Source organism: Mycobacterium sp. TH-M25, assembly GCF_057473665.1.
The window spans coordinates 1-10,208 of the sequence record NZ_JBYCLA010000613.1 but is presented as its reverse complement, the minus strand read 5'-3'; the positions used below and the strand labels follow the sequence as shown (position 1 = coordinate 10,208).

The following is a 10,208-nucleotide window of genomic DNA, read 5'->3' as shown; positions in this document are numbered from 1 at the left end:
TCCCTCCCGGCGTCGTTGCCTCCCTCGGCGCTGCTTGCGCCAGGCCCCACCGCCCCCTGCCCGCCGCGGTCGGGTGCCAGTCGTCGGCCGACTTCGGTGAGCACGGTGATCACTTCGATTTGCCCGGCTTCGTCGGCGTCGAATCCCAGCCCGAGGATGCCGGTTTCGGCCAGCTGGGCCCACACCTCCCGGTTCCAACCCAGTTCGGAGTCGACGGCCTTGATCCGGCTTTCGGCGTCATAGCTGCGCGACAGCAAGTCGCGGGTGGTGTCGCGCAGGAGTGTTTGTTCTTCGCTCAGTTGAAAGTCCATGTCGTTACCTGCCTTACTAGCCCGGTTCTCGTTTACAAGCCCAGAATGGTCGACGCGATGATGGTGCGCTGAACTTCGTTGCTCCCGCCGTAAATCGACGTCTTGCGGTAGTTCAGGTAGTGCGGCGCGCTGTGCTGTGCCCACGACGGCGAAGCGATGTCATCACCGGCTTCGTAGGGCAGCGCGTCCGGGCCAGCGACCTCGACGAGTAGTTCGGTGGCGATCTGCTGCAATTGGCTGCCGCGTAGTTTCAGCACCGACGACGCCGGGTTGGGTTTGCCGCTCTTGGACCCGGATGCTACCCGCATCTGGGTGAGTTCCAATGCCAGCAAGTCGTTTTCGGCTTCGGCGACTCGAGCCGCGAACAGCGGATCCTTCAGGAGGCCGCTCTCGGCAGCGCGCCTCTTCACGTCCGCGAGGCGGACCTTGGTGCGACCCACCTGTGCGATACCGGTACGCTCGTTGCCCAACAGGAACTTTGCGTAACTCCAGCCCTGATTCTCTTCTCCGACAAGCTGATCGGCGGGCACCCGGACGTCTTCGAAGAACACCTCGTTGACCTCGACGCTGCCGTCGATCAACTTGATCGGCCGCATGGTGATACCGGGAGTGTCGAGGTCGATGAGCAGAAACGAGATGCCGGCCTGCTTCTTCGGCGCTTGCGGATCGGTGCGCACCAGGCAGAAGATCCAGTCGGCGTACTGACCGAGCGTGGTCCAGGTTTTCTGGCCGTTGACGACGTAGCTGTCGCCGTCACGCAACGCGGTGGTGCGCAGCGACGCCAGATCGGAGCCGGCTTCGGGCTCGGAAAACCCTTGGCACCACCAAATGTCGAGGGCCGCGGTCGGCGGCAAAAAGCGTTGCTTGATCTCCTGCGAGCCGAACTCGGCGATGACCGGGCCCACCATTTTGGCGTTGAAGTTCAGCGGCTCCGGCACGCAGGCCAGTTGCATCTCATCGAGCCAGATCTGATGCTGGGCCGGGGTCCAGTCTTTGCCGCCCCATTCGAGCGGCCAATGGGGCACCGCCAGCCCGTGCTCGTTGAGGATCTTGTGGCTGGTCTCGATGTCGTCGCGGTCAAGGCCCTCGCCCGCGCGGGTCCGTTCCCGGATGTCCGCGGGGATCTTCATCGTGTAGAACTCGCGTAGCTCGTCGCGGAGGGCGGCTTCGTCCTTCGTGAGCGCCAGTTGCATGCCAGTCTCCTCTGCTGGATCTGTCAAACCTGTAGTGCACGTTATCCGGCCGCCCGACCAACTGGTCAGGCGGCTCGCTGCTGAATCGTTCATGCACAGTCCCCACCTGCTCCACAGCGGGTGCCTCAGGACCGCCACGACGTGCACGCGGCGGCAGTGGGCAGTCCTACCGTCGACGCATGCGAACACAACTGCCCGCTGAGCGATTGCACCGCCGACTCGGCACGGAGCCGACCGCGGACGCGCGCTCGGATGACGATATCGACGACGACATCGACGACGACGATCCGAACTCCCTGTTGCCGCGGTGGGTTCCAGACGGTTCGGCGCAGGACGGGTGGCTGGCCAAGATCCGTGCCGACCCTGGTCGCGCGGGTGCGATCGCCTTGTCCGCGGTCGCGGTCATCGCCGTGCTGATCACCATCTTCACGCTGATGCGCGAACAGCCCGCACCCGTGGCCTCTGCCAAGCTGCCGCCCGTCGAGATGGCGGCCTCGGCAAGCCGCAGCCCCGATCCGTCCGCTCGGGCGAACCAGCCGGTCGTGGTGAGCGTGGTCGGCCTGGTGCACAAGCCCGGCCTCGTCACGCTGGCACCCGGCGCACGCATCGCCGACGCTCTGAAGGCGGCCGGCGGCACCACCGATGGCGCGGACACCATCGGGCTCAACATGGCTCGCCAGCTCGATGACGGCGAGCAGATCGTGGTGGGCATTGCGCCGGCCGCAGGGCAGCCCACGTTGCTGGGCAGCTCGGTGAGCCCCGGATCGAAGGTGCCGGGTCCCACCGGATCGGCATCGCGGCCGACCAAGGGCGGACCGCCGCAGCTGATCAACCTGAACACGGCGAACGTCCAGCAGCTGGACAGCTTGCCCGGGGTGGGCCCGGTAATGGCGGCGGCGATCGTGGCCTGGCGCGACGCCAATGGCAAGTTCACCAGCGTCGAACAGCTCGGCGAGGTCGACGGCATCGGCCCTGGCCGTCTGGAGAAGCTGCGTCGGCTGGTCCGTGTCTGAGGCCGGTGACGCAGGCATCCACCGCCGGTCCGTCGCCGGCGGGTTTATGGCGGCTGGACGCGCGCTTGGTGCCGGCGGCGCTGACCAGTTGGGTGGTGACCGCGGCCGGGATCATCTGGCCGGTCGGCGCGCTCGCCGGGTGCCTCTGCCTGACCGCGGGCGCGGTCGGAATGCTGCTGCGGCGCTTGGGCTCGGACCGGGCCGGGCTGCGCGCGATCGGCCTGGGGCTGGCCGCCGCGGGCGTGGTCGGTGCCGGATTCGGGTTTGCGATCGCGTTGCGCACCGACGCGGTCGCGCACCACCCGATCACCGCGGTATTCGGTACCACGGTCGAGGTGGCCGTCACCCCCGTCGAGAGCGCGCGGCCGGTGGGTCACGGACGGCTGCTGTTCCGCGCCGAACTCCGGCGGCTCGGCCGCGACGAGATATCCGGCCGCGCGGCGGTTTTCGCTCCAACGCGCGACTTCGCAGCGGTGATGGTCGGCCAACCGATGCGTTTTCGTGCACGCATCACCGCGCCGACCCGTCGTGACCTGACTGTGGCCGTGGTGACCGCGGTCGGCGCGCCGACAATGGGCCGAGCCGGGCCGCTGAATCGTGCTGCGGATGCCGTCCGCGTGCGGTTCGCCGACGCGGCCCGCCGGGTGTTGCCCACCGAGCAGGCGGCGATGCTGCCCGCGCTGGTGCTCGGTGACATGTCGTCGGTGACCCCGGTCGTCGGCCAAGAGTTCCGCGTCGCGGGTCTGACGCACCTGACCGCGGTATCGGGTGCCAACGTCACGATCGTGTGCGGGGCGGTGCTGTTCGCCGCGCGCCTGATCGGCCCACGGGCCGCGGTGGGTTTGGCCGGCCTCGCGTTGGTGCTGTTCGCCATCGTGGTGCAGCCCTCGGCGAGCGTGCTGCGGGCGGCGGTGATGGGCGCGATCGCGCTCGTCGGTGTCCTGTCGTCGCGGCGACGGCAGGCGATTCCGGCGCTGGCGGGCACCGTGCTGGTGTTGATGGTCCTCACGCCGCAGTTGGCCGTCGACGTGGGCCTGGCACTGTCGGTGGTGGCCACAGCCGCGCTGGTCGTCATCGCGCCGATCTGGTCGCGGCGCCTGGTGACGGGGGGCTGGCCCAAGCCGCTGGCAGACGCGGTCTGTGTGGCATGCGCCGCGCAGTTGGTGACCGCGCCGCTGATCGCCGGTATTTCCGGCCGGCTCAGCCTGGTGTCGGCGGCGGCAAATCTCGCGGTCGCGGCCTTGGTCGCGCCGATCACCATCCTGGGCACTGCGGCGGCGGCGGCGTGCCTGTTTTGGCCGGCCGGGGCGCAGTTGCTGATCCGGTTCACCGGCCCGGAAGTGTGGTGGCTGTTGCGGATCGCGCACTGGTCGGCGAGTGTGCCCGGCGCGAGTGTGCCGGTGCCGGCCGGGATTTGCGGGGTGCTGGGGGTCGGCGCCGCGGGACTGCTGGCCGTGTTGCTGTGGCGGTGGCGGTGGTTTCGGGCAGTGATGGCGCTGGCGATCTGCGCGCTACTGGCCTGGTCGCTGTCCGGTCTGCTGGCGGGGGCCGGCGCAGGTGTCGGCCGAACGTGACACCATCATCTGGTGAGCCAGCAGGATTCGGCAGTGCACCTGGTGTTGGGAGATGAGGCGCTGCTGGTCGAGCGCGCAATCGCGGACGTGCTGCGGTCGGCCCGCGAGCGCGCGGGTACCGACGACGTCCCGGTCGACCGGGTCCGCGCCGGCGATGTCGGCGTCTACGAACTGGCTGAACTGCTCAGCCCGTCGCTGTTCGCCGACGAGCGCGTCGTCGTCTTGGAGGCTGCCGGTGAGGCCGGCAAAGAGGCGGCCGAATTGATCGCCAAAGCCGCAGCCGACGTGCCGGCGGGCACCGAACTTGTCGTGGTGCACTCCGGCGGCGGGCGTGCCAAGGCGTTGGCCAATCAGCTGCAGAAGCTGGGTGCTGAAGTTCATCCCTGCGCGAAAATCGCCAAGGCCGGCGAGCGGTTGGACTTCGTGCGCAAGGAGTTTCGTGCCCTGAAGGCCAAGGTCGACGACGACACGCTCACCGCGCTGCTCGACGCGATCGGCTCAGATATTCGCGAATTGGCTTCGGCCTGTTCGCAATTGGTTGCCGATACCGGTGGCCGGGTGGATGTCGCCGCGGTGCGGCGGTATCACCACGGCAAGGCCGAGGTCAAAGGTTTCGACATCGCCGACAAAGCCGTGGCGGGTGACGTCGAGGGCGCGATCGAGGCGCTGCGCTGGGCGATGCTGCGCGGCGAACCGCAGGTGGTGTTGGCCGACGCGCTGGCAGAAGCCGTCCACAGCATCGGGCGGGTGGGGTCGCTGTCGGGCGACCCTTACCGGCTGGCCTCAGAACTGGGGATGCCGCCCTGGCGGGTGCAGAAAGCCCAGAAGCAGGCACGGCGCTGGTCGCGCGATTCGGTGGCTACCGCGATGCGGCTGGTGGCGGCGCTGAACGCCGACGTGAAAGGGGCGGCCGCCGACGCCGACTACGCGCTGGAGGCGGCGGTGCGAAAAGTCGCGGAGCTCGTCGCCGAATAAGCGGACTAGCCGAGTTTGTGGAGTGCGTGGGCGAGCGCGGACTTTTTGTTGGCCGCCTGGTTCTTGTGGATTACACCCTTGCTGGCGGCCTTGTCGAGCTTGCGGCTGGCCGAGACCAGCAGTTCGGCTGCCTTGTCCTTCTCGCCGGCCGCGGTGGCGTCGCGGAATGCGCGCACCGCCGTGCGAAGCGACGACTTCACCGACTTGTTGCGCAGCCGGGCGCGCTCGTTGGTGCGGTTGCGCTTTTGCTGCGACTTGATGTTGGCCACGCGTAATTCCTCTTCAAAGTTTCAGCGGCTTGGGGTGTGACGGGTTGCCGGGGCGCGTTGACGCTTAAGCGGCGATTGCCCAGGGTATCAGTCCGGGGTGAAATCCCCCAAAGTGAAGCACCCGACCCTGCGCGGCTGGCAGATCTGATGCAGCATGACACTGTGGCCCTTCGAACCGTTCCCGCAGAGTCCCGACGGCAAAAACAAGGCACGTCGCAGAACTTCGAGCGCATTTTTGATGGCTACAACGAGGTCAACGGCTACTCCGACGCTTTCGACGAGATGTTCGACGGTCAGGGCAACGTCCGGGGACCGTACAGAGGCATCTACCGCGAGCTCGCGCCGTCCAGCGCCGCCGACCTCGACGACCGGGCCGAAGCGCTGAGTCGAGCGTTCAGCGACCAGGGCATCACCTTCTCACTCTCCGGCCAGGAGCGCCCGTTTCCGCTGGACCAGGTGCCACGAGTGATTTCGGCCGCCGAGTGGACGAAGTTGGAGCGCGGCCTGATCCAGCGCGTCCGCGCCTTGGAGGCCTTCCTCGACGATATTTACGGCGATCAGGAGATCCTGCGCGACGGCGTCATCCCGCGACGGCTGATCACCTCGTGCGAGCATTTCCACCGTCAGGCTGTGGGCATCATGCCGCCCAACGGGGTGCGTATCCACGTCGCGGGCATCGACATGATCAAGGACGAGAAGGGCACCTGGCGGGTGCTCGAGGACAACCTGCGTTCGCCGTCGGGGGTGTCCTATGTGATGGAGAACCGGCGCACGATGGCGCGGGTCTTCCCGAACCTGTTCGCCAGCCACCGGGTGCGCGCCGTCGACGACTATGCGTCGCATCTGCTGCGGGCGCTGCGTAACTCCGCGGCCACCAACGAGACCGACCCGACGGTGGTGGTGCTGACCCCGGGCGTCTACAACTCGGCGTACTTCGAGCATTCGCTGCTGGCCCGTCAGATGGGTGTCGAGTTGGTCGAAGGCCGCGACCTGTTCTGCCGCGACAACCAGGTCTATATGCGCACCACCCAAGGGGAGGTGCAGGTCGACGTCATCTATCGCCGCATCGACGACGTCTACCTGGACCCGATGCAGTTCCGCCCCGACTCGGTGTTGGGGGTGGCGGGGCTGCTCAACGCCGCCCGGGCGGGCAACGTGGTGATCTCCAGCGCCGTCGGCAACGGGGTGGGCGACGACAAACTCGTCTACACCTATGCGCCGACCATCATCGAGTACTACCTGGGCGAGAAGCCGCTGCTGGCCAACGTGGAGACCTTCCGCTGCTGGCTGGACGACGAGCGCGAGGAGGTACTCGACAGGGTCGACGAACTGGTGGTCAAACCCGTCGAAGGCTCGGGTGGTTACGGCATCGTCTTCGGTCCGCAAGCGTCGACCAAGGAACTGAACACGATCAGCAAGAGCATCCGCGACGACCCGCGGGGCTGGATCGCTCAGCCGATGATGCAGTTGTCGACGGTCCCGACGCAGATCGGCGACACGCTGGCCCCGCGTTACGTCGACCTGCGGCCGTTCGCGGTCAACGACGGCAACGACGTGTGGGTGCTGCCCGGCGGACTGACCCGGGTTGCGCTGGTCGAAGGATCGCGGGTGGTGAACTCCAGCCAGGGCGGCGGATCCAAGGACACCTGGGTGCTGGTTTCGAAGACCTCGGACGCCGACCGCGAACTCGGCGCCGCCGAGGTGGTCAAGGCGTTGCCTGCGCCGGCCACCGCCGAAGGCGCGGCGAAAGTGGAGAAGGAATCTCAACAACAACAGCAGGCGGTGGTTCGCTGATGCTCGCACGCAATGCCGAAGCCCTGTACTGGATCGGTCGCTATGTCGAGCGTGCCGACGACACGGCGCGCATCCTCGACGTCACGGTGCACCGGCTGCTCGAGGATTCCAGCGTCGACCCGGACCACGCCTCACGAGTTTTATTGCAGGTCTTGGGCATCGACGAACCTGACACCGATCTGGATGTGTGGTCGCTGACCGATCTGGTGGCATTTCGGCGCAATATATCGGGCGGCGGAACCTCGATCGTCGACGCGATCACTGCGGCGCGGGAGAACGCGAGGTCGGCTCGCGAGGTGACGTCCACCGAGACCTGGGAGTGCATCAACACCACCTACAACGCGCTTGGCGAACGCGAGCGGGCCGCCAAACGCCTTGGGCCACATGAATTCTTGTCGTTCATCGAGGGGCGTGCGGCGATGTTCGCCGGCCTCGCCGACTCCACGTTGTCCCGGGACGACGGCTACCGCTTCATGATGCTGGGCCGGGCGATCGAGCGCGTGGACATGACGGTGCGCATGTTGCTGTCGCGGGTGGGCGACAGTGCGGTATCCCCGGCATGGGTGACGCTGCTGCGGTCCGCGGGCGGTCACGACACCTACCTGCGCACGTATCGCGGTGTGCTGGACGCGAATCGGGTGGTCGAATTCATCCTGCTCGATCGGCGGTTTCCGCGGTCGATCTTCTATTCGCTGAAGATGGCCGAGCATCATCTCGACGAGTTGCTGCACAATCCGCACAGTGGAGTCGGCGCCATCTCCGAGGCCCAGCGGCTGCTGGGCCGCGCGCGCAGCGAACTCGAATTCGTCCGGCCGGGCGTGCTACTCGAGTCGTTGGAGATGCGGTTGGCCGGTCTGCAGAAGTCGTGTTCTGACGTTGGAGGAGCGTTGGCGGCGCAGTACTTTCACCCGGTTCCGTGGGTGGCCTGGACTGACGCCGGTCAGCGGGATCCAGTGCCGGCCAAGGCGGCCAAGGCGACCAAGCAGGGGAAGAACTGATGTGGCGGATGCGGGTGTTGCACGCAACCGGCTACGCGTACCCGTCCCCGGCGACGGCGTCCTACAACGAAGCCCGGCTCACGCCGCGATCGGATTCACGACAAAACGTCGTGCTCAACCGTGTCGAGACCGTTCCGGCAACCCGGTCATATCGCTACATCGACTATTGGGGCACCGCGGTCACGGCGTTCGACTTGCATGCACCGCACACGGAGTTGACCGTGACGTCGGCGTCGGTGGTCGAGACCGAGAAGCCGGACCCGCCCAGCCAACAGCTCACCTGGTCGGAACTGCGCAGCGAAGCAGTCATCGACCGCTATGACCAGTTGCTGAGCCCCACCGATCAGGCGCCGGCCAGCAAACGCATTGCGGCCGTGGGCAAGAAGATCGCCAAAGAGCACGAGCCTGCCGACGCGGTCCTGGCCGCCTCGGCATGGGTACGCGGCGAACTGGACTACGTCAAAGGCAGCACCAGCGTGCGTTCGTCGGGTTTGGACGCGTTGCGCGAAGGCAAAGGCGTCTGCCAGGACTTCGTGCATGTGTCGCTGATGGTGTTGCGCAGCATGGGAATTCCCGCGCGCTACGTCTCCGGCTACCACCACCCCGACGCGGACGCCGAGGTCGGCGAAACCGTCGACGGCCACAGTCACGCCTGGATTCAGGCCTGGACCGGAGGCTGGTGGGATCACGACCCCACCAACGACAGCGAGATCAACGAGCAGTACGTCAGCGTCGGCGTCGGGCGTGACTATGCCGATGTGGCCCCGCTGAAGGGCATTTACTCGGGGCAGGGCGCCACCGACCTCGACGTCGTCATCGAGATCACCCGATTGGCATAACCAGAGCGTGCAGCCCCGGGTGTTCACGTGAAGTAATCGGCTCGATTTCTCCCAGCGGCTGACATGCCGCCCATCTCGTCGTAGCCTGGATGTGAATCTGATCACACGCGGCGGGAGGCTCGATGCGGATAGCGGATGTGTTGCGCGGCAAAGGTGCGGCGGTGGTGACGATCAAGCCCGACGCGACGGTCGCTGAGCTGATTGCCGGGCTCGCCGATCACAACATCGGCGCGATGGTGGTGGCGGCGGCCGACGGTGTCAAAGGGATCGTCTCCGAGCGCGACGTGGTCCGCCAGTTGCACGCCCACGGGGCGTCGGTGCTGTCCCGACCGGTCTCGACAATCATGACCGCGGCCGTCTCGACCTGCACCAAGTCCGACACCGTGGACAGCCTCACCAGGCTGATGACCGAAGACCGGGTGCGGCACGTGCCGGTACTGGAGGACGGGAAACTGATCGGCATCGTCAGCATCGGCGACGTCGTCAAGACCAGGATGCAGGAGCTGGAGAGCGAGCACCAGCAGCTGCAGTCCTACATCACGCAGGGGTAGCTCAGCTCCACGAGTAGTCACGGCGCAGACGCGCTGCGACCTGGTCGAAGATCGTGCGGTCCAGAATCGCGCCTTCGCGCCGGATGCTCGCTTCGGGAACGTCGAGCACGCGGTCCAGGCGTACCCAACTGGGCCGGCCCTCGCCGTCCCAATTGCCGGCGCCGATGCCCACCCAGCATCGGTCGGCGGCATGGCTTTTCTCGCTCGACACCGTCAAGCCGAGCAGCGTCGTGTGATCGCGGCCCACGACCAGCACGGGGTGGTCCTCGCCGCGGGTCGGGTCTTGCTCGTAGGTCACCCACGTCCACACGATTTCGCCGGGGTCGGCGCGACCGTCTAGGTCGGGGGAGTAGACGATGCGGCGCGCTCGATGCGCGGTGGGGGCGCTGGTGCGGGTCACCGGGCGACCGGCGGTGATCTCGGCGGGGGCGGTGCCGGCGAGCACGTCGAGGCCGACCTGGATGCCGCGCCGCACCGCGGGGGAATGCTGCAGCTGCCGAATCAATTTCGGTGCCTCGCTGAACACCAGCTGTTCCGCCAGTCGCTGGAACGTCCTCCACTGTGCCGGCATCTTCGCAGTTTAGAACGGCCCTCGGGCGTCGGGCGTCGGGCGCCGGCCCGGGTGCGACCGTGAGGAAAAACCCACATGACGGGACAGCCTCGGCTTGTTCGGGGGCCAGGCGCCGCGCGG

Annotated in this window: 11 protein-coding genes; 7 read left to right on the top strand and 4 right to left on the bottom strand. The window is 67.1% G+C overall.

The features are described from left to right. Together AC2VOU_RS20455 and AC2VOU_RS20450 are read right to left on the bottom strand one after the other, a co-directional pair. The coding region (locus AC2VOU_RS20455) for an acyl-CoA dehydrogenase family protein (protein ID WP_486959008.1) at positions 1 to 311 on the bottom strand (311 nt) is incomplete at its 3' end. A gap of 32 nt (positions 312 to 343) precedes the next feature. Beyond that, positions 344 to 1,504, bottom strand: a complete 1,161-nt coding sequence (locus AC2VOU_RS20450; RefSeq protein ID WP_486959007.1) for an acyl-CoA dehydrogenase family protein — start codon at positions 1,502 to 1,504, stop codon at positions 344 to 346. 179 nt (positions 1,505 to 1,683) lie between these two features. On the opposite strand from AC2VOU_RS20450, the gene AC2VOU_RS20445 reads away from it, so the two are divergent. From AC2VOU_RS20445 to holA, 3 genes are read left to right on the top strand one after another with little or no spacing between them, the layout of a single operon-like run. Continuing rightward, on the top strand, positions 1,684 to 2,517 hold the full coding sequence (locus AC2VOU_RS20445) for a helix-hairpin-helix domain-containing protein (RefSeq protein WP_486959006.1): 834 nt from the start codon (positions 1,684 to 1,686) through the stop codon (positions 2,515 to 2,517). 5 nt (positions 2,518 to 2,522) lie between these two features. After that, positions 2,523 to 4,091, top strand: coding sequence for a ComEC/Rec2 family competence protein (locus AC2VOU_RS20440; RefSeq protein WP_486959005.1), 1,569 nt, complete (start codon positions 2,523 to 2,525; stop codon positions 4,089 to 4,091). A gap of 12 nt (positions 4,092 to 4,103) precedes the next feature. Further along, a complete protein-coding gene (holA, locus tag AC2VOU_RS20435) occupies positions 4,104 to 5,066 on the top strand; it encodes a DNA polymerase III subunit delta (RefSeq protein ID WP_486959004.1) in 963 nt (320 codons plus the stop codon). Positions 5,067 to 5,071: 5 nt separating this feature from the next. Here holA and rpsT read toward each other — a convergent pair whose 3' ends face one another. After that, positions 5,072 to 5,335 carry a 30S ribosomal protein S20 gene (rpsT, locus tag AC2VOU_RS20430; RefSeq protein ID WP_486939411.1) on the bottom strand — a complete coding sequence of 88 codons (264 nt, stop codon included), beginning with the start codon at positions 5,333 to 5,335 and terminating at the stop codon, positions 5,072 to 5,074. 147 nt (positions 5,336 to 5,482) lie between these two features. On the opposite strand from rpsT, the gene AC2VOU_RS20425 reads away from it, so the two are divergent. The 4 genes from AC2VOU_RS20425 (at position 5,483) to AC2VOU_RS20410 (ending at position 9,517) form a co-directional block, all read left to right on the top strand. Next, the gene (locus AC2VOU_RS20425) at positions 5,483 to 7,129 is read left to right on the top strand and encodes a circularly permuted type 2 ATP-grasp protein (protein WP_486959003.1); all 1,647 of its coding nucleotides are present in this window, start codon (positions 5,483 to 5,485) and stop codon (positions 7,127 to 7,129) included. After that, positions 7,129 to 8,127 carry an alpha-E domain-containing protein gene (locus AC2VOU_RS20420; protein ID WP_486959002.1) on the top strand — a complete coding sequence of 333 codons (999 nt, stop codon included), beginning with the start codon at positions 7,129 to 7,131 and terminating at the stop codon, positions 8,125 to 8,127. The genes AC2VOU_RS20425 and AC2VOU_RS20420 overlap by 1 nt, the downstream gene beginning before the upstream one ends. After that, on the top strand, positions 8,127 to 8,966 hold the full coding sequence (locus AC2VOU_RS20415; RefSeq protein WP_486959001.1) for a transglutaminase family protein: 840 nt from the start codon (positions 8,127 to 8,129) through the stop codon (positions 8,964 to 8,966). Before AC2VOU_RS20420 ends, AC2VOU_RS20415 begins: the two co-directional genes overlap by 1 nt. A gap of 122 nt (positions 8,967 to 9,088) precedes the next feature. Next, positions 9,089 to 9,517 carry a CBS domain-containing protein gene (locus tag AC2VOU_RS20410; RefSeq protein WP_486959000.1) on the top strand — a complete coding sequence of 143 codons (429 nt, stop codon included), beginning with the start codon at positions 9,089 to 9,091 and terminating at the stop codon, positions 9,515 to 9,517. A 1-nt stretch (position 9,518) separates the two neighbouring features. On the opposite strand, the gene AC2VOU_RS20405 is transcribed toward AC2VOU_RS20410, so the two are convergent. Beyond that, positions 9,519 to 10,088: a type II toxin-antitoxin system PemK/MazF family toxin gene (locus tag AC2VOU_RS20405; RefSeq protein ID WP_486958999.1), complete on the bottom strand. Its 570-nt coding sequence runs from the start codon at positions 10,086 to 10,088 to the stop codon at positions 9,519 to 9,521. Positions 10,089 to 10,208: the final 120 nt, after the last annotated feature.